Annotated in this window: 17 protein-coding genes and 1 pseudogene; 8 read left to right on the top strand and 10 right to left on the bottom strand. The window is 45.8% G+C overall.

Features of this window, described 5'->3' with window-relative positions; all coding sequences use genetic code 11:
• Window positions 1-67 precede the first annotated feature (67 nt).
• Together yaaA and AM1_RS19335 are read right to left on the bottom strand one after the other, a co-directional pair.
• Window positions 68-826, bottom strand: a complete 759-nt coding sequence (gene yaaA, locus AM1_RS19340) for a peroxide stress protein YaaA (RefSeq protein ID WP_012164586.1) — start codon at window positions 824-826, stop codon at window positions 68-70.
• Between the two features lie 117 nt (window positions 827-943).
• Window positions 944-1,363, bottom strand: a complete 420-nt coding sequence (locus AM1_RS19335) for a ribosomal maturation YjgA family protein (protein WP_012164585.1) — start codon at window positions 1,361-1,363, stop codon at window positions 944-946.
• A gap of 73 nt (window positions 1,364-1,436) precedes the next feature.
• Between AM1_RS19335 and AM1_RS19330 the strand changes: the two genes are divergently transcribed.
• Window positions 1,437-2,336 (top strand): AEC family transporter, encoded by a 900-nt coding sequence (locus AM1_RS19330; RefSeq protein WP_012164584.1) that lies wholly within the window; start codon window positions 1,437-1,439, stop codon window positions 2,334-2,336.
• 24 nt (window positions 2,337-2,360) lie between these two features.
• Here the strand turns inward: AM1_RS19330 and AM1_RS19325 are convergent, their stop codons facing one another.
• Together AM1_RS19325 and AM1_RS19320 are read right to left on the bottom strand one after the other, a co-directional pair.
• Window positions 2,361-3,263, bottom strand: coding sequence for an FHA domain-containing protein (locus AM1_RS19325; RefSeq protein ID WP_012164583.1), 903 nt, complete (start codon window positions 3,261-3,263; stop codon window positions 2,361-2,363).
• A 175-nt stretch (window positions 3,264-3,438) separates the two neighbouring features.
• Window positions 3,439-5,028 carry a glucose-6-phosphate isomerase gene (locus tag AM1_RS19320; protein WP_012164582.1) on the bottom strand — a complete coding sequence of 530 codons (1,590 nt, stop codon included), beginning with the start codon at window positions 5,026-5,028 and terminating at the stop codon, window positions 3,439-3,441.
• Window positions 5,029-5,209: 181 nt separating this feature from the next.
• Here AM1_RS19320 and AM1_RS19315 point away from each other — a divergent pair, with 181 nt between their 5' ends.
• The 3 genes from AM1_RS19315 to AM1_RS19305 all read left to right on the top strand — a co-directional run bounded on the left by AM1_RS19315 (window position 5,210) and on the right by AM1_RS19305 (window position 8,418).
• Window positions 5,210-6,646 carry a branched-chain amino acid ABC transporter permease gene (locus AM1_RS19315; RefSeq protein WP_012164581.1) on the top strand — a complete coding sequence of 479 codons (1,437 nt, stop codon included), beginning with the start codon at window positions 5,210-5,212 and terminating at the stop codon, window positions 6,644-6,646.
• Entirely contained in the window at window positions 6,636-7,433 is a 798-nt protein-coding gene (locus tag AM1_RS19310) for an ABC transporter ATP-binding protein (RefSeq protein ID WP_012164580.1), read from the top strand. The genes AM1_RS19315 and AM1_RS19310 overlap by 11 nt, the downstream gene beginning before the upstream one ends.
• Before the next feature lie 118 nt (window positions 7,434-7,551).
• Complete coding sequence (locus tag AM1_RS19305; RefSeq protein ID WP_012164579.1) at window positions 7,552-8,418, top strand: VanW family protein; 867 nt, start codon at window positions 7,552-7,554, stop codon at window positions 8,416-8,418.
• A 505-nt stretch (window positions 8,419-8,923) separates the two neighbouring features.
• Here AM1_RS19305 and AM1_RS19300 read toward each other — a convergent pair.
• Both AM1_RS19300 and AM1_RS19295 read right to left on the bottom strand, forming a co-directional pair.
• Window positions 8,924-10,666 carry a matrixin family metalloprotease gene (locus AM1_RS19300; protein ID WP_012164578.1) on the bottom strand — a complete coding sequence of 581 codons (1,743 nt, stop codon included), beginning with the start codon at window positions 10,664-10,666 and terminating at the stop codon, window positions 8,924-8,926.
• Between the two features lie 2,120 nt (window positions 10,667-12,786).
• Complete coding sequence (locus tag AM1_RS19295; RefSeq protein ID WP_012164576.1) at window positions 12,787-13,017, bottom strand: hypothetical protein; 231 nt, start codon at window positions 13,015-13,017, stop codon at window positions 12,787-12,789.
• Between the two features lie 319 nt (window positions 13,018-13,336).
• Between AM1_RS19295 and AM1_RS19290 the strand changes: the two genes are divergently transcribed.
• Window positions 13,337-13,615: a hypothetical protein gene (locus AM1_RS19290; RefSeq protein WP_012164575.1), complete on the top strand. Its 279-nt coding sequence runs from the start codon at window positions 13,337-13,339 to the stop codon at window positions 13,613-13,615.
• Window positions 13,616-14,193: 578 nt separating this feature from the next.
• Here the strand turns inward: AM1_RS19290 and AM1_RS43260 are convergent.
• A pseudogene (locus AM1_RS43260) lies at window positions 14,194-14,415 on the bottom strand (transposase family protein); the annotation flags it as partial.
• 446 nt (window positions 14,416-14,861) lie between these two features.
• On the opposite strand from AM1_RS43260, the gene AM1_RS41105 reads away from it, so the two are divergent.
• The 3 genes from AM1_RS41105 (at window position 14,862) to AM1_RS19270 (ending at window position 16,718) form a co-directional block, all read left to right on the top strand.
• On the top strand, window positions 14,862-15,221 hold the full coding sequence (locus AM1_RS41105; RefSeq protein WP_148215778.1) for a hypothetical protein: 360 nt from the start codon (window positions 14,862-14,864) through the stop codon (window positions 15,219-15,221).
• 257 nt (window positions 15,222-15,478) lie between these two features.
• A complete protein-coding gene (locus AM1_RS19275; RefSeq protein ID WP_012164572.1) occupies window positions 15,479-16,411 on the top strand; it encodes a hypothetical protein in 933 nt (310 codons plus the stop codon).
• Complete coding sequence (locus AM1_RS19270; RefSeq protein WP_012164571.1) at window positions 16,377-16,718, top strand: hypothetical protein; 342 nt, start codon at window positions 16,377-16,379, stop codon at window positions 16,716-16,718. Before AM1_RS19275 ends, AM1_RS19270 begins: the two co-directional genes overlap by 35 nt.
• 239 nt (window positions 16,719-16,957) lie before the next feature.
• On the opposite strand, the gene AM1_RS19265 is transcribed toward AM1_RS19270, so the two are convergent.
• Genes AM1_RS19265 through AM1_RS19255 form a run of 3 tightly spaced genes read right to left on the bottom strand, consistent with a single transcriptional unit; the run spans window position 16,958 to window position 18,179 of the window.
• Window positions 16,958-17,338, bottom strand: coding sequence for a hypothetical protein (locus AM1_RS19265; RefSeq protein WP_041660016.1), 381 nt, complete (start codon window positions 17,336-17,338; stop codon window positions 16,958-16,960).
• A gap of 3 nt (window positions 17,339-17,341) precedes the next feature.
• Window positions 17,342-17,770, bottom strand: a complete 429-nt coding sequence (locus AM1_RS19260) for a hypothetical protein (RefSeq protein ID WP_012164570.1) — start codon at window positions 17,768-17,770, stop codon at window positions 17,342-17,344.
• Between the two features lie 28 nt (window positions 17,771-17,798).
• The gene (locus AM1_RS19255; protein WP_148215776.1) at window positions 17,799-18,179 is read right to left on the bottom strand and encodes a hypothetical protein; all 381 of its coding nucleotides are present in this window, start codon (window positions 18,177-18,179) and stop codon (window positions 17,799-17,801) included.
• Window positions 18,180-18,350 lie beyond the last annotated feature (171 nt).

The raw sequence follows: 18,350 nt of genomic DNA, 5'->3' as shown, positions 1-18,350 counted from the left end.
TCAAAAATTGTGAGTATTATTGTAGCGATGAGAAAATATGAAGTGGGGCGTTATTCATACGGCCTGGTCAGTTTCGACAAAAAACCCACTCTGTTTCGGTCGACAGACTAGGTTCGAACCCATAGCCCTCTTCATCAAACGCTTGTAAAGCTTTGGGGGCAGTTATACGGTTTTGGATGGCATAGTTCACCATTAATCCTCGCGCCCGTTTAGCGTGAATGCCAATCACTTTATAGGTGCCATTTTTATTTTCCTTAAAGGCGATATTGAGCACCTTGCCGTTGAGCTGTTGAGGTTGAACGGCCTTGAAATATTCCCCAGACGCTAGGTTTACCAGAGTGGTATCTGAGGCTAAATCAGCATTCAGTGCGTCGGTAATTTGAGCCCCCCAAAAGTCATAAAGGGTTTTGCCTTTGTCCGTCTGGAGCTTTGTCCCCATCTCCAACCGATAGGGCTGGATCAAATCCAGGGGCTTGAGGAGACCATATAACCCCGACAGAATACGGAGATGATTCTGGGCAAAGGTAAAATCCTCTGGCGTGTAAGTATCGACCTCAATCCCGTTATAGACATCTCCTTTAAACGCTAAAAGAGCTTGTTTGGCATTGTTTTGGGTAAATGAGTCCTGAAAGTCCTGGTAGCGTTGCCAGTTGAGATCAGACAGTTTTGGACTGATTTTCATCAACTTGCCCAGGTCTTCCGGGCTATATTGTCGCAGTTGCTTGACCAACCTTTGAGTTCGCGCAGCTTGAGCAGGCACCGTATAGTCAATCCCAGGTCGCGGATCAAAGTTTTGCGTTTTAGAGGGGGAGATGATCATTAACATGGCTCTACTCCTGCTGGCATCGGGGCTGGTGCTACACGCGCATCTGACAATTTACCACGGCAGATTTATGAGGCGGATCAGCATCGGATGTTTTATACCTAAAATAAATGAGGCGAATTAATAGGTGCGATATATTTTTCGCTGGAGCCCTCGCAACCCTAACCATCCCAACCCACTGCCGACAAAATAGTAGGGAAAGTCCGCCCAGCTAAAGGTAGTGCCTAAAACCAGGCGTCCTGGCAACGTGGCTCGAATGGCCTGTAGCCAAGCCGGTTGCCACAGCTGTAAAAATTCCACTCCACAGGTGGCCAGACAGACTGCGATCGCAATTCTTCCAGGAGAGACCGCAGGCCAAATATAGGCCGCCAGCAAAACAAAGAAAATCTCATAGGGAACCCCACCGAACGTATCATTGAGCCATGACTGCCCTGGTCCCTGGTAAAACTTAAGGGCCAATCCCAAGGGCACGATCACCGCCATGCAGACAGCCAATGCCTGACGATAGGGACGATACGGTGGGGCTGGTAACTTAGACATGACAATCAGCAATCCGAGTGACGCTCGCATAAATCCAACCTAGGATGACCTTACCCATTGATTGAGGGCTGCGATGACTGCCTTACTCCCTGCCATCCTGCCAGTCAGCCTTATTATCTGCATTGGTTATCTAGCAGGCAAAACCCTAAAGCTGGACTACCAAACCTTATCCCATCTGGCCATCTATATCCTGGTCCCAGCCCTGATTGCCAGTAGCCTCTATCGCAATACCCTGTCACTCCAGAGCGCGGCAGGGTTGATCGCCGGATACCTGCTCACCACCCTGACCCTAGCGGTGATCGTTCTGCTTATCAGCCGAGGGTTAAAACTTTCCCCCCCGGTCAAAATGAGTTTGCTAGCCACCACCCTCTTTGGCAATGTCGGTAACCTGGGTTTACCGATGGTCTCCTTTACCTTAGGGGCAGCCGGATTGGAGCGGGCCATTATTTATCTCATTTCCGCCGCCATTTTGATGGCAGGAGTAGGACCGGCGTTACTGAATACATCAGGGCTTCGCGCTGGTCTCGCGTTAACTCTCAAGCTACCGCTATTTTGGGCCATGCTGGCTGGGTTACTGCTCCAGGTCTCTGGGCTTCAGCTACCCTTCCGTCTCGATGAGGGAATCGCCATGTTGGGGAATGCAGCCATCCCCATTGCCCTCGTCACCCTAGGCATGCAGCTAGCCCAAAACCCATTACAAATTGGCCAGTATGAACTGATGGCTGCCAGCCTGCGGCTGCTCCTCGCGCCCCTGATCGCCCTAGGCATCGGCACCAGTCTACGACTCGCTCCTTTAGATTTACAGGTGCTCGTGCTTCAAAGCGCCATGCCCACTGCCGTCAACACCCTGATTTGGGTTAATGAGTTTGGGGGAGAGCCCGCCCGGGTTGCCCGCTCCATTATTGGCTCCACCTTACTCAGCCTAGTCACCTTACCCATACTGTTGGGGCTGATCCCATCGATCGGTCCTTAAGGGGCAGAGATTGCTGAGTCAGCCTTAACTGGCCTGGGGATTTTTCTTATTATTTAGAATCGTAAATTCATCTAGATCATCCTCAACGGTCGGAGAAGCTCCAATGGGAATGCTAGAACGACTGAGAATCTGATCTAAGTTGGCAAGGGCCACCATTAGATCCTGCTGATTCAAGCTGCAGCCTCCCATGCCTTCTAGGACGGATTCTAGGGATTGCACAAAGGTACCAATTTTCAGGGATAGCTGATCGCAAGGAAAAGCAGGCAATATTTTCCCCGTTCCCGTGGGTAGAGTTGCATTCGTCTCCACAATGGAAGCGGAAGCGACCGTACTGAGGGTTAAAAATAAGGGCAGTTGGGGGTAAGTATCCCGACACCAAGCACACAATGCCAAGGCATCCCCTTTATACGCTTCGATATCCACCAACAGTAAATCAGGCAAAACATTAGCAGCCGCATCCAAGTTCATACGCTGTTGGATGTTGGCAGAAGGGGGCAACCAATGGACGTCAAATCCCTGAGAACAGAGAATCTCCTGCCAAATGATGCCTTGAGTGGCCGACTCCTGCATCATTAACACCTGCTTAGGGCGAAACGGAATCGTAGATCCAGAATGGGTGACATAGGGAAAATGAAATCGGATATCAGTGGATCCAATGGTAATCACATCGCCATGTTTGAGCAGCAACGGCTCTGTGACCCGCTTCTGATTCAGTTGGGAACCATTGCTGCTATTGAGATCCACAAAGTAGCAATGCCGATTATCCACAACCTCTAACTTGGCATGATGCCGAGACACGGCCCCTTCCGCCAACACAATCGAATTAATCGAACTTCGTCCTAGGGTCCAAGTTTTTTGGCTGGTGAGATCAAGTTGTTGTGGAATCTCGCCAGTAATAATCAATTGGGGCGCAGGGGAAGACGTCATGGTTGGGATTTAAATGCAAGGGCATAAGGGCCATAGATTTAGTATGGGAATTCCCATCCAGTTAATGAACATTTCAGAGAAAGATTCCGGATGATTTTTGCCATACCGCAACCAAAATAAAAACGGGTCTCTGTATGCAGAGGCCCGTTGATGCGGTTATTTAAGGTTAGACTGACTAGCCCTTGAGCGTGACCTGGAGGCTTCCTGGCTCAGCTGGATTACCGTATAGCTCAACCCCCCGTTTATTGGCGGCGAGATGCCGGACAATTTTATAGACCGTCTCTATTTTGTCCGGGGCTTCGGCTTTATCAGCCAAACTGGTGATAGGTAAAGGTGTTAGGGTATTTCTGAGGATTTGCACAATTTTATTTTGCAACGCAATGGTATCCGTTGCGGCTTTCTTACCTGCCTCTACACCAGGTTGGTGATAGGCGTTGACATTAATTAAGGACGCATAGAGACCCACTGCCCGCTCATATAGAGCAATCAAAGCCCCCACCTGTTTGGAGGTCACTTCTGGCAAAGTCACGGTAATGGAATCACGCCGTTTTTCATACAGCGCTTCCCGAGTCCCTAAGAGAAACCCTGATAGGTAATCCCCAGAGGTCACACCGGGTTCCACTTCAAAGCGAGTGCCATCGCGATCTTTTAAAACTTCGATAAAGGTCAGGAAGAAGTTAGGAATACCTTCCCGCAGTTCTTGGACATAGGCATGTTGATCCGTTGAACCTTTGTTGCCATAAACGGCAATGCCTTGGTGCACAATTTTGTCGTCCAGATCTTTTTCTTTACCTAAGGACTCCATCACCAGCTGCTGGAGATAGCGGCTAAACAGCATCAAGCTGTCCTTATAGGGCAAAATCACCATATCTTTTTTGCCTGCCCCTTCCCCGGCAAAATACCAAGACAAGGCTAACAAGGCAGCAGGATTGGTTTTGAGATCATGCACGCGGGTGGCTTCATCCATGGCTTTGGCCCCGGCCAGCATCTCCCGAATAGCAATGCCCTGCAAGGAAGCGGGCACCAAGCCCACCGCAGACAGTTCAGAGGTTCGTCCGCCAACCCAGTCATGCATGGGGAGCATGGCTAACCAGCCCTCCTCTTCAGCAATTTGGGCCAGTTTACTGCCATACCCGGTAACGGCAACAGCATGTTTGGGAAAATCTAATCCCAAATTTTTGAAGCGGTTTTTCGCTTCTAACATGCCATTGCGCGTTTCAGGTGTACCGCCAGACTTAGAAATGGTAACTACGAGGGTAGTATCTAGGCGATCTTGGACCCGGTCCAAAATATAATCGATGCCCGCTGGATCGGTATTATCGATAAAATGCAGCTCTAAAGCAGGATGGAGCACGGCCAAGGCCTGAGACACAAACTGAGGTCCCAAAGAAGACCCACCAATGCCAATGGAAATCACGTCGGTAAAGCGAGGGGCGGTGGCGGGCTTGATCCGTCCGGCATGAACATCTGCCGCAAAGGCTTCTATTTTTTCTAAGGTGGTAATAATTTCTTTTTTTAATTCAGGAGTGGGGGCGAGATTGGAGTCTCGGAGCCAATAATGGCCCACCATGCGATTTTCGTCAGGATTTGCGATCGCACCCGCTTCCAGGGCATCCATTTCTTTGAACGCCTTTACAAACTTAGGCTCCAAGCGTTCCACGAATGCATCATCAAAACTCATGCGGCTGATGTCTACATAGATACCCAGCTGCTCGTGGTAATAAAGCCAGTCTTGATAGCGTTGCCAAAGGGCGGCTGCATCCATATATCGTTCCTGAGTGCAATGATTTGTTGATGATTAAACCATAGCGTGTGGCCTGAAAAGGTGACCAAATATTCGGATGGGCTTTAGCATTTCTGAGCAGAGGAAATATCCCCTAGCCTGATAAAATCCTGAAGACGTTGATTTAGGCGGCGCACCCGCGCTTTTACCCCCTCCCAAGCCTATGGAAGTTGGCTATTTTGTTTCTCTGGCGCTGTTCACCACCATTTATGCTCTATTCAGTCTAGGACTGAATTTACAGTGGGGTTATACCGGGCTCATTAACTTTGGTCATATTGCCTTTATGGCGATTGGAGCCTACACCACCATTGCCTTGACCCTACCCAACTTCATCAAAGAAATGCCCCAGCGGCTGATGGAGCAATATCCAGCGATTGCCAACCAAGAGGGGCTGGCCTCTATGTTGAACTTTCTAGGGGATGTCCTGCCGGAACAGGTTCCTTTAGTGATTGCCGTGCTGACCGGGGCTTTGTTAGCGGCACTACTGGGATTAGCCATCGGCACCAGTACGCTACGACTCCGGGAAGATTACCTGTCCATTGTCACCATTGGCGTCTCGGAGGTTGTTCGCTTGGTGGCCGTCAATGAAGAATGGCTGACCCGAGGACCGCGAGGCGTCTTTAACTATCCCCTACCCTTAGAGAAACTAGAGCCTAATCTGGTGATTCAAGGAGGGATGATTGCCTCCTTAGTCTTGGTCTTGGGGCTGGCCCTGTGGCGACTATGGCAATGGCTTCTACAGCAGCCTCAACGGGATGGTCGTCCCCCCTTGTCTCCCCCGCTATTTGTCGGCTATGTCCTCTGCTTAGTTGGCGTTGCCGCCTGCTGGTGGTTTTCCTTTTCCCTCAGCCTCACCATTGAGCTGCCGTCAGCGTTACAGGAAATCGTCTTGCTGATGATGCGGTTCGCCATGGTCGCGCCCCTAGGAATTGTGGGGGTTATTCTGGTCTATGCGTCCTGTCGGCAACCCTTGCAGCAACTCCGCACCCAGTCCATGGGGACCCACCTCAGCCTACTCGCCGTTTCCATGGGAATGGGATTAGTGGTGATGTTTTTTGGGGTTCACATCATGGGCATTATCGACTACACCTACAAAGCAGGACTGCTATGGCTGCTGATTTTGACCATTGCCCTGGTCTTTTGGCAGTTGGAGCGCTGGGTCAATTCACCGTGGGGTCGAGTATTAACCTCGATCCGAGAAGATGAGGAAGTCGCCAAAGCCCTGGGTAAAAATGTCTTTCGCTACAAGCTGCAGTCCTTTATGTTAGGCGGTGCGATCGCAGGTATTGCTGGATCGTTTTATGCCTGGCAGCTCACCTTTATTAACCCCGATGGTTTTATTCCCCTCCTCACCTTCCAAGCCTGGATTATTATTGTGGCTGGAGGCGCAGGCAATAACGTGGGCACCCTGCTGGGAGCTGGAATTTTCTGGGCCTACAATGAGGTGACTCGGTTTATCTTGCCCAATATCCTGCCCCTAGATGATGCGCGATTGGGGGCTTTTCGGGTCATGGTGATTGGCCTAATGTTAATTGTTTTGATGATGTGGCGACCCCAAGGTCTGCTGGGTAAAAAGGAGGAACTCACCCTTGGAAGATAAGCGCCAGCCCGCCCCTCCAGTCCAACCAGAAAAAATGCTGTTGACCGCCCAGGGACTCTCCAAAGCCTTTGGCGGTATCCAAGCTGTGAATAATGCTGAACTCCATGTCCCCGAAGGCAAGATTATCGGGTTAATCGGTCCTAACGGTGCCGGGAAAACCACTCTATTTAATTTGCTCTGCAACTTCATTCCCTCAGACCAAGGTCGGATTATTTTCAACGGTCGGCCCATCGAGCGTCTGCAGCCCCATAAAATTGCCCTCCAGGGCATGATTCGTACCTTTCAAGTGGCCCGCGTTCTGTCTCGGCTCTCGGTTTTAGAGAATATGCTGCTGGCCGCCCCCCACCAAACCGGGGAAAAACTGCAAAATACCTTTTTCCAAGCCCATATCATCCGTCGGCAAGAAAAAGAGCTAAAGGAAAAAGCCCATATCATTCTGGAATCCGTGGGCTTAGCCGCCAAGGTGAATGACTATGCGGGTGCCCTCTCCGGCGGTCAGCGCAAGCTGTTGGAAATGGCTCGCGGTCTAATGGCAGACCCCAAGCTGATGCTGCTGGATGAGCCCGCTGCGGGAGTGAACCCTACTTTGATTCAGCAAATCTGTGGCCATATCAATCGATGGAATGACAACGGCATTACTTTCCTGATCATCGAGCACAATATGGATGTGATTATGTCCCTGTGCGATCGCGTCTGGGTATTGGCCGAGGGACAAAATCTAGCCGAAGGCACCCCCGCAGAGATCCAATCCAACAAAGAAGTGCTAGAAGCCTATCTAGGACAGTAACGTCAGACGATAGGAGCAGCCATTGTCAAAAAAGTGCTGATCTATATCTTGCTGTTAAAGATCACAGCTAACCCACCCTAGCCTTGCTATCACTAAGACAAGATTTCAATCGCGAAACTTGCCTGTGAACTACCTTCAACAGCCCCAGCCTCAGCAACGCACTCGCCTGAGATTATTGCTAGGTCGACAATATTACATTCAAAAACGAAAGTGGGAATGGCAGTTTTCAGGGACAAAGTTTGCAGTCCCCAAAGGGGCCAATCGCTTACCGATCACAGTATTTTCCCATCAGTCTTTTTTACTACGTCAACTTAAAGATGTAGACATGTGGCTACAGCACAACAAAGTCACTAATTTACAGCTAGCCATTAACTGCATCAACCCAGTCATCATTTATCCCGGAGAGGTTTTCTCCTTTTGGTATTTAGTCGGCAATCCCACCAAACGACGCGGCTTCAAACTGGGTATGACCTTGAACAATGGCCAAGTGAAATCAGGGTATGGAGGTGGACTGTGCCAGTTAGCCAATCTGATATATTGGATGGCTCTACATTCTCCCCTAACCATTAAAGAACGCTGGCGACACAGCTATGATGTCTTTCCCGATCTCAATCGTTCCCTTCCCTTTGGCAGTGGGGCAACGGTCGCCTATAACTATATTGATTTACAGCTAGAAAACAACACTCACCAACCCTTTCAACTATGTCTCTGGTTAACGGACACAGACCTATGTGGCGAGCTGCGATCGGATACAAAATGTCCCTATCATTACGACGTCTTGGAGCGCAATCACCAAATTACGGGTCCTGTTGCTGGTCGATATATGCGCCACAACCAGATTTTTCGGAAAAAACGTCATGTATTGACCGATGAGGTTTTCCCAGATGAATTTATTACTGAGAACCACGCACTCATGATGTATTCACCCTTGCTAAGTAGTGGGGATGAGGAGGCGTCATCTTCTAAATCCTCAGCCCATTCCTAATAAGCTGGGGATACTGCAAAGACTCATATTGTATGGCTTCTGATTGGAAGACTCGTCGTCTCGCCAGAATACACAAGCGTGTCTGTATGGCCACGCTGCCAAGCATCACAGGTTACAGGAGCCAAAATGATCACAACAAGAGCACTAGCCATACTCAATGATGCACAGTATCGATCTAAATCAGACCATAGAGGATTTTTGACAGAAGCATGGGGGTGAACTATCGGTTTTTTCATGACAAGGTGCTATCTCAGTCGGGGAACCCATCAGTTCTTGAACAGAACGTATACACAAGTTAATCGTTAAAGTTACCTTGAAGGTCAAGACCAAAGCTTATAAGAAAATCTTATAAAGACCCTCTCGACTCTATCAGAGCCCGTCTTTCACAGGGGTTAAACATTTCCACAAACTATCCATATTGCTGGAGTAGCAAACCAATGTATAAGATTCGTTACTCCAGCCAGTCTTACTGAATCGAGACCCGATGGCCCCTATCGGCGATTACCTACACGTACCGGACCGCACTACTGTTCAGACTGAAGTTAGTCGCACCTTGGATAATCGCGATGACTTCACGAGAACTCCCCCCTTCATAAATCAGGGCGGTTCCACTGGGCTGTGAAACCCCTAATGAGTAATCGCTGGCTGAGCCATTCAGTTGCAATACATCTCCCTGATTGGGTGTGAAGTCCTGCACCACAGCATAATTACTGGTTGCTGGACCGTCAGCATAATAAACCTTTTGGCTATCTCCCAAGACAAAGACATCTGCATCTCTTCCCCCTCGCAGGAAATCAATCTCTCCGACACCGGGTTTAGCATCACTGATATTGACACCAATTAATCGATCGCGACCATTTCCCCCAAACAGAGAGTCATTGCCTGAGCCACCATTCAATACATCGTTGCCCGAGTTGCCGTCGATACGGTCATTGCCTGAGCCGCCAAACATACGGTCATTACCCGAGCCACCACTCATACGATCGCTACCACCATCGCCAGACATCACATCGTTACCTGAGCCACCAAACATACGATCGTTGCCACTTCCCCCAAAGAGGCGATCATTTCCCCTTCGACCACTGATCAAATCATTACCACCAAATCCCCGAATCACATCATTACGGGAGCCACCCCGTAAGACATCATTCCGATTGGTGCCATCAATCCGGTTGTCACCAGGCGTAGGACTCGGTGATGGAGTTGGTGTTGGGCTTGGTGATGGAGTCGGTGTTGGAGTCGGTGTTGGTGTTGGAGTCGGAGTCGGGGTGGGTGTTGGCACTGGGGCTGGGGCTGGAGCCGGAGCTGGAGCTGGAGCTGGAGCTGGGGCCGGAGCCGGGACTGGAGTCGGAGAAGGTGATAGGGGACTAACAGATCCTGTACCACTGCCATAGAGGCTGTGAACACCATTGATATCATCCTGTAGCAAGAACGCAGTGCCCGCCCCACTAAACCGCCGCTGAATTGAGGGATTCATAATCGCATCCACTCCCGATTCATGCCCAAGACCAAGACTATGGCCCGTTTCATGAACAGCGGTTTCTAGAAATAAGCCAGCATTCCAAGTTTCGCCAGTATCGTAGGTTTGATCACCGCCTCGCGGGAAAAATGCGAAGGCCAAGGTACCACTACGACCATCAATAAACTCAGCTCCGACCCGGATATCAACGTCGCTTCCATTGCCAGGATCTTGAACTTCTTGAAAATTTAATGGAGCATACTTTGCCCAAACGCCCAGAGCCTCGCGGAAGAGCGATCTTGCTTCGTTATTCGATAACCCATTTAATTGAAAACTAGGTGCAAAGCTGTATGTAATATTGACTGCGTTCCCGCTTCCTCCAGGCTGGTTCCATTTGAATCGTCCGCCACTGTCATTAAATTGAGCGAACGATCCACCTGTCTGAAACCTTGCACCATGGCTATGTGCAGTTCCGCAAGCAGTACATAAACAGCAATAACCACTTTCTAGCGTCTTTGGGGCTTGAGTTCCCACATTTTCTTCTAATGTAGTGTCTTGTGTAGATGGCTCAGACGAAAAAAGTGGTATCGAGATAAAAGTCTGAATATCAGGAAGATTGACTTTAGTACCTAACTCAGAAAGTTCTAGGATTTGCTGCGGGGCAATATCAATATTGTCACTTTTGATATCGACAGATGCTTGTGAGGTTGAACCAACTTTCAGGTCATTCAAGCTTTCAATTGGAGATTCCAACTCATGCTCAAAATTAAGCTGAAATGATTGACGCATATATCCTCCTAAGGATCAGTAACTTACAAGTTTTAGAGACATAAGCTCCCCCTTTAAATCCGTATATCCTTAGAGGTTTTATCATATAGTTGATACACCTGTGAAGTAATTCAGGATACTGATATAGCGAGGAAGATTATCTATTTGCATCTACTGACTAGATCAATAGATTTTGAGTTGACATTTAAATTCCCTAATCACAAAATATTTTTCTTGAGAATATTATTCTTTTGGCACTCCATATAGCTCTAGCTAGGATATTGTCTATATGCATCTTTCTATTCTTCATTTCATTAACCACTGCTGAAATAGTTTTTACATCAATGGAGAATAAGATTGCTGATGCTAAATCTAAGAACTTGAAGTGTCAAAGGAAGTCTACTAACACCAAAGAAATTTCAGAAAGATTGTGCAAGCAACCGACAGCTGAAAACTTGCATCATTACAAGGAATAGTGATGTCACCTTTGATCAGAGATCTGGGCATTTAAGAGTTGGACTTACATTGCTCCAACCCATGTTGAGGGCAGCCCCAACTATCTTGATGGCAATATGAGCCGCTTAAAAATGCAGTCTTTGATCTAACAGGAGCATTGAAGCTTTGTACTCAACTAGGTGATAGCCGCAGGCACTATGTTCAATATCTAAGCCCCTCGGCACGGTTAGCTCTTGGCGTAATATCTATGTATAGGCTGAGTACCGCCCAGGAAGGCTAGGCATCAAAGATTGAGATTGAAGCGCTGACATAGACTGTTGGATGAAGACTATCTCTATGCCTGAGCACCTAATCACATTTAGATTACTGTTACTTCGTGAACATTTTTGGAAACGATTATTGCTTTGAAGAGTTGAATGATAATTGCCAGCCATATAGTACCTTATTACTTATGATTCTATAGATATTCCTCAGAAAAAGAAAGAAAAATTTCTAGCAGATCTGCTCATTTATAAACTCAAAGTAAAAGCGGATGGAATCATAAACTAATAGCTTAGGTAAAGACCTTTACAATTAATTCTATCCGCATGGAATTAATTGTAAAGGAGAGATTCGAGACAATTAATTATTTCTTTAGAAATCAATTACCTACAAACACATCTAGACCTCTTTTCTTATATAGCTTAATCAATCCATGGTCATATATGCTGATGACTTTAGAGCATATAGCTTTCAGCCACCAATCTCACAATCAAAAGTAGCTAAACTTTCTTCTGTGAATCAGTATGGCAACACCCTGTCTGAGATAATGTTCAAGAACAACACTGATTGGTATAACTTATAGCTTTTTTTGTATAACTTCATGGCATAAATTATTCCATAATAAAAGCATTTGTTTTACAGTTCCTTTTATCCCCAATTATTTCTTTAGAGATATTTCCATCTATTCAGAATTAAGCGCTAGGCAACAAAATATAAATATGAAGTCTAAAAGTTTAATTACATCTTTTATATCAGCCAACTTAAATAAGATCCGATATATCAAATTTTTATTCTAAGCATCGAAAATTTACATCCCTCAATATTTCAAAATTCCAATCATGATAGTTAACGCCTGCAACACCAAGTTAGGTCGTTAAAATATTGCTCACAGGTTTGAATTTTTCTGTTCGATCAAACTCTCTGAATTTTGATGATGTTGATTTATGAGGTTTTTTACTTAAAATGCAGAAAAACTATCGTCTCTAGGATATTTGAGTTCAGTGCTTGTTCTGAACCAAGAGGAACCACAAACATCAGGGCAATTTTGTTGGCATTTTCCCTAATATGTATGCTTTGTCTGCACACAAACAATCACCAACATTGATATTTCAGACAACCTGAGGTGCTATTTCTAGCTCTTGGGGGTCACTGGTACGCTAGCCACAACATTGTTTAATCCCCAGCGAAGACAACTTCAATGAGATTTATGCTCAACAGCCCCGCTAGAAACTAAATAGAACTCTTAGAAGGTTTAAGCCTTACATTAAATGGGCGATGACGGGCTCGAACCGCCGACATCTTCGGTGTAAACGAAGATTCACCTATGGCTGAAATCTATATTTGATAGGTCTTGTAAGCTTTTTGAAAAACCTTTCCGGCCAATCTATCCGGCCAAAGGTATCTGAAACAACGGAAGTTCGTTCTTATTTCTCACCTCCCATCAACTCACGCTGAGCCGCATCGGCAATCGTTTTTCGTAACCAAGTGATTCGCTCAGCCCTAGGTAAAGCTGTCACGGCATCATAAACACTCTTGCCTACTCGGACAGCTAGCGGTTTCGCACCTAATGGCTCATCAGGCATCTCCCCTACAGGTTTGATTTGCTGAGCTATAAATTCTTTGGGCAGCAGCTCTTTAGGGGTTCCTCTAGACATCTCGATATCACCCAATCCATTGAATCCATTGTTGCATATATCCCTTGTAACTGGGGATATATGCAGCTTATAGGTTACCCCTGTAACTGGGGTAATTATTAATCAGCAGAGTTGATGACCCCCTGTGACTGGGAATAATGTAGGCATGGACAAATCAAAAGAGAGCGGCCACTCCCGCAAAGAAGAACCGCTCTCTACCCCGTAAGAGGTGAAACTATTATGTCTCAAATCGATATCGTTCAAATTTCATGCAACGATACTCAGCTCACTAACGCCCAGGCCACACAGCCAGACATCCGTTTAATTGCATCCGAAGCTGATGGACTGGCAACATACTGTAGAGCCACTTTGCCCGCCTTATACCTTGGCTTACATTCGGCTGAAGAGTGGTGGTCCTTTCTCTGAAGAGCTAGAGCTTGATGAGTACTGGATCATCCTCGTTACCCGTAAATCTACTGCTGAAGAGCACACAACACAGACAAGGGTTGAGAATTGGGTTCTCAATGAGTTTGGTCTTGATGGTGTTCTGGATTGCTGGTACACAGTGCAGGCTGATCAGACGGTACGCGCTGAGAACGATTACGAAGACGAGTTCTAAGACATCCCAATGGCTCGGTGGTGCCAAATAAACCCCCAGTAGCAGGTTGAATGACTACTGGGGGATAACCTTTTCTGAAAAGGTAGGAACGCGCCTCTATCTAAGAACCCCGGAAAGTACATGGCTCCCCAGGGTGAGAGGTTATCACTTCTAAGGATGTGATAACCGACCTCTAGTCACACCTTGCCAATTCAGTGTGAACATGGAGTGAAAGCCTCTGAGTGTAAGGATCATGGGGAATTCTGAAGCAGCAAAACTAGCAGAACCGACGAGTAGATTTCAGGCTTAACCGACGAGGAAAGCGAGAATGACGAGTATCACGCTGTAGCCCCTATTCTTGGCATTTGGGGATAATACAACAAGCTTTGGAAAGAAGAAGGCTGGACACAACAGCAGATTGCAGATGCTAAGTGGTGTATACAGCAGGGCATTAGGCCACTGTGAAGAATGTTCTAGAAGCGGTAGACTACTGCATGGATATCATTCTGCCAGTTGAGCTGGTGTCTGGTGAATCCACATTCTACATTAGACCTCTTGCAATATTCATTTGACGATGTGGTATTGCTGTTTGCCATCTCTTAAGCAGCCAAAGATAGCTCGTAGTTATAGATGGCTGCAATCAAGTTACACCGTAGCGCGTAGCGACGACTACGGCTGCGATAGCGCTCCGACAAAATTCTGAAAATCTTCAGGCTGCGATTAATGTGTTCAATGCCCATTCGTTCTTGACTCAGAGCACGGTTATACTCTCACTCTAGGGGAGTCAGTTCGCCCTGTTGTGGCTTCTTGAGCGGAACATATAGCAGTCGCTACAACGTTATTTTTATTTGTCAGCGGAGTGATAGTAACAAGACCGCTTGACGTGGCTCGTGAGGCCTTTGTTTTGTGTCGTGTTGCTTTACACAGGCAGGGCTTTATTCGGGATAAACCGTAAAAAATAGACGTAAATGTTTCATATGCTTAGGCATGAGCGATATTAGGCCCGAATTCATATACTCTGATATCAATAAAAACTAGAGAGAAAGAGGGAAAAATTTTAATGAGACCGGCATCAATAGACAATCGTTCCAGCTTTGAGAAGAACAAGCAACTTTATTTATATTCAGGCCTTGGTTTTTTGGGTTTACTTGTGTTGTTTTGGATAGGTGGGAGTTTATTAAGTTCTGGTGGTCCTTTATGTGAGCGAACGATAGAGGACGAGGGCTGCAAGGGTATAGAGAAGTCAGTCAAGAGTCACCTTGTGGGAATGGTTCGAGTCGTTCAAGCGGAGACCTTAGATGAGGATGCCAGCCTAGAGAAGATAGAGAAGGCTCACGCCGAGGCCTTACGGGTGGCTGACTTAGAAAACCTGATGTCGAGTAATGTTGACGTGCCCGATGCCAGGGGGACCTATTCGGACTATTACGAAATTACTTCAGAGGTCGATGATTTAATTGTTTATTTTAGGGCCAAGCCAAAGTATGAGCGGGTACATGGGTACACCTCGTTCATGAGAGTTCCCCATTTAGGTGTTTGGTCAGCGGTCTCTGGTATGTGCAAGTCAACAGACTTGGGAGACTCAGCCCCGAACCCGACTGTCATCAAAGGGGATTACTCTTGTCGTTAGTCTGCTATCGGGATTCCGATATCTGGATCAGTGGGAAGCTGAGCTACAAGCTGAGGTTACTGCGTAATCCGGCTTAAAACCGAGAAACACAGCTGGATGATTTACTCTTGCGAATTTTGAATATCTTATTAAGAAATTAGAGCAAAATTACTTACTAGTTAACCCTTTTTGTATCTGTGCGAGAATTGAAGTACGTAAAGGGATTTTTTCCAGTGAAAAGCTCTCTGGTAGCATACACACAAGAAACTGCAGAGTATATGGCAGCAGCTGTTAGCACCGATGACGCTGCAACTGATACACAACGTCAATTATTGGAGCGTAGTGTAAATCAACAAAATTCAACAAACGGAATAGCTAAAAACTCCCGTAGTAGGTATTCCAGTATTTATTCTGATCCTGAAATCGGTAAAGATATTGACAGAGTTTTCGGTAGAGATATTAACAGGATTTATCTTTCTAAGTGGGAGAAGATTAGAAAGATACTTGAAAATTCAGTATTGACAAACTCTTTTCGAGAAAAGTCTAAATACCTTAAGGAAGCATCTAAGGAGTTGAAACAGCTCTATGAAAATTGTGTCGCCCTTGTTAGTAAAGATGTTTCGGACTACTTATTTAGCCTTAGTACTGAATCAGATGTCTTTTCTCAGGCTCTTTTGGGTTTGAGCTTGATTTATGAATCCTCTAGAAGTAACAAAAGACCCGTCAGGAAGGTAAAGGATTTGCGTGATGGAATGGTCATGTTCTCAAGTATCTTTCCTAAGTTCTCCCAACCACTTGTTGAAATAGGCAATGGGTTGGAAGTGCTACCAATTTTTGAGGGTTTGGCTAGGGCAGCTATTGAAGACGAGGAATTGAAAAATACAACTGTGAGAAAAAAGTTGGATCAAGTAAATCTCCTCAAGTATGTAAGGGACATAAAAGAATCTGCAGAAGAGATCTTATATACTACTAACCGCCTTAAGGATCAAGCAGGTCTTAAAGATTGGGTTCTTTGTAGGACAGATGATCTCATCCTCTACATTAGCCCCAAATCTGCTGAGGGCAAAGCATTACAGCGAATTGAATCCATAGAATCTGGTGAGGAGATTGAATGGGAGATCATAGAGCCAGATTATAGCTTTGATATGCAGGAAGTGAGAGAGAAAATTAAAGCGCGTGGCTACAAGGTATCACCTGAAAGTTCATCCTAAGGTTACTAGCGAAGATGTTCACATACTTCCTGAAGATCTGAAAACTGATTTTGAAGAGATTTTTAAGCCAGTCTTACAGGAGGATCCTCATAAATGTGATTTTCTACCTTGGCACAATTTGACTGGTGGGTTACAAAACTATCGGGCATTAGAAATTGAGTGGGAGGGAGATCCCAATGCGTATCGTTTAGTTTATAGAATCTGTGAGAAACCAGCCCCAAAAAGAGTCGAGATATTGAGCTTTGCTGAACATGATCCAGCTTATGAAAAAGCTAAAGAGAGATTAAGAAGGCGCCGCAACAAATAGGAATTACCTTTTGCACCTAATGGATTTATATAGTGTCATCCTTCCAACCGCATTCATCACAATCCCAGTGAACTCTTGGTGGTTAAGTCCCTTTCATCAGCATCTCACAATTAGGGCATCGGCCAGTAAACAGAGGGTGCCAGTCTAATAGCTCAAGTTTCTGTTCTTGGGTAAGACGATCAGTGATTGGGGCTATGTAGTCGTCGTTGTAGTTAGAAATGCACCTCTTCATATAAGGTTCATCGAATATTATTGATTTTCCCAATAATTTCTTTCGACTTCTGCAAGGCGAATCTGGCCTCAGATTCAATTTTACCGGAAAAATTCAAGTCATAATCAACGGCTCTCCTTATATTTCTTAGCTTGTCTAAATAACAATTTATAAAGTGCCCCTCTGGACATTCAAGTTTCCTCGCTTCATTAATAACTGATACGTGGCTGGTTCCCAATGATCGTCCGTTTCGGTCTTCCAGAAAATCCTTGGTAGAACAAAATGCAGCGTAGTATGCTCGACTAATAACACAACGCAACTTAGCTTCATACAAAGGGTCTTCTTTCTTGCAACCTACAAATATATTTTCAGCTAAATTGTTGTAGTCTTTCCAGTCAAAAACCTTCATAAATTATACAAACTGAATCTCTATGCAAAGCTTGCCATTGGACAGCTTAAGGTTACTGAACCACCAATTTTCACAGAAACTATCAAACAAATTGGAGCTTTTACATAATTCATCTTGAGATAGAACTGCTAATACTAACTCTCCTGCAGGAGCATAGTCTTCCCCAGACTTTAGCTCTACAGAAAAGTTCTCTTGGGTAAAATATTTTCTAAGCTCTGAATTTGCCGCCTCCATTAGAGGGATTAAAGAAGAATTCTCAAGCAGGAAGAGACTTATGTCTTGCCTCTGAACAAACGTTACTTCTTCGCTCAAGGCTTGTATCCTTTTCTTCGCCTCATTTAGATTTTCCCAGCGCTCAATATTTTCGGTTTCAGTCTGCTTGAGTTTTGGCTGATTATATAAGAAGGGTTGATGCCCACCAAGACTGAGCATTCTTAGCACGTATCTTTGTCGTGCCGAACTACGAGTTGTCTTCAGGCTTGGTGTCTTCACTAGCTTCCTCTGTATCCTTTTTGTTGCTGATTGCTTTAAGTTCTTCTAGAACTTCCTGGAGCCTTTCAATGAACTGGTGCGCTATTTCTGGCGTAACTGTCAGGCTGGCATCAACTTCTCTTACGATAGAGCCTCTATCCTCAAATTCTTCTTTAACAAAAGAGGACTCCCCATCTTCTCTGTTTATCTCAAAAACAACTCTCTTTGGTATAGAAGCTCTTTCGCTCCATGAAATAATTTGTATATCTAGGTTAGGAGTGATTTGAACTCCAAGACCATCAACATGAAAGACTCTGAAAAAGTTGCTTTTAATGTAGTCTATGTTTATTTTTTTTGTTGAATCCGGCATTATCTCCTCTGCTACCACTAGTTATTGTTCCCAAGCTACAACCTTTTGCTATCGCAAAACTCATGGTTTCTAAGTTTGAATTGCATCATCTTTACAGTTGTCAAGCATATCAATAAATGATACGCAATCTCCGTTAGGCTTGGCTACATAAAGCTTTCTGTTAATTTGCTG

It is taken from the genome of Acaryochloris marina MBIC11017, from assembly GCF_000018105.1.
GTDB classification, from domain to species: Bacteria; Cyanobacteriota; Cyanobacteriia; order Thermosynechococcales; family Thermosynechococcaceae; genus Acaryochloris; species Acaryochloris marina.
The sequence above is the reverse complement of the archived record's forward strand: the minus strand, read 5'-3'. Positions and strand labels throughout refer to the sequence as shown.

Excerpts from the sequence above, each read along its gene's own strand:
- yaaA (WP_012164586.1), bottom strand. The coding sequence starts at position 826 with ATGTTAATGATCATCTCCCCCTCTAAAACGCAAAACTTTGATCCGCGA.
- AM1_RS19290 (WP_012164575.1), top strand. The coding sequence starts at position 13,337 with ATGGACTGGCAACATACTGTAGAGCCACTTTGCCCGCCTTATACCTTG.
- AM1_RS19255 (WP_148215776.1), bottom strand. The coding sequence starts at position 18,179 with ATGCCGGATTCAACAAAAAAAATAAACATAGACTACATTAAAAGCAAC.
- AM1_RS19330 (WP_012164584.1), top strand. The coding sequence starts at position 1,437 with ATGACTGCCTTACTCCCTGCCATCCTGCCAGTCAGCCTTATTATCTGC.
- AM1_RS19315 (WP_012164581.1), top strand. The coding sequence starts at position 5,210 with ATGGAAGTTGGCTATTTTGTTTCTCTGGCGCTGTTCACCACCATTTAT.
- AM1_RS19300 (WP_012164578.1), bottom strand. The coding sequence starts at position 10,666 with ATGCGTCAATCATTTCAGCTTAATTTTGAGCATGAGTTGGAATCTCCA.
- AM1_RS19260 (WP_012164570.1), bottom strand. The coding sequence starts at position 17,770 with ATGCTCAGTCTTGGTGGGCATCAACCCTTCTTATATAATCAGCCAAAA.
- AM1_RS19265 (WP_041660016.1), bottom strand. The coding sequence starts at position 17,338 with ATGAAGGTTTTTGACTGGAAAGACTACAACAATTTAGCTGAAAATATA.
- AM1_RS19320 (WP_012164582.1), bottom strand. The coding sequence starts at position 5,028 with ATGGATGCAGCCGCCCTTTGGCAACGCTATCAAGACTGGCTTTATTAC.
- AM1_RS19325 (WP_012164583.1), bottom strand. The coding sequence starts at position 3,263 with ATGACGTCTTCCCCTGCGCCCCAATTGATTATTACTGGCGAGATTCCA.
- AM1_RS41105 (WP_148215778.1), top strand. The coding sequence starts at position 14,862 with ATGGTTCGAGTCGTTCAAGCGGAGACCTTAGATGAGGATGCCAGCCTA.
- AM1_RS19275 (WP_012164572.1), top strand. The coding sequence starts at position 15,479 with ATGGCAGCAGCTGTTAGCACCGATGACGCTGCAACTGATACACAACGT.
- AM1_RS19295 (WP_012164576.1), bottom strand. The coding sequence starts at position 13,017 with ATGTCTAGAGGAACCCCTAAAGAGCTGCTGCCCAAAGAATTTATAGCT.
- AM1_RS19335 (WP_012164585.1), bottom strand. The coding sequence starts at position 1,363 with ATGTCTAAGTTACCAGCCCCACCGTATCGTCCCTATCGTCAGGCATTG.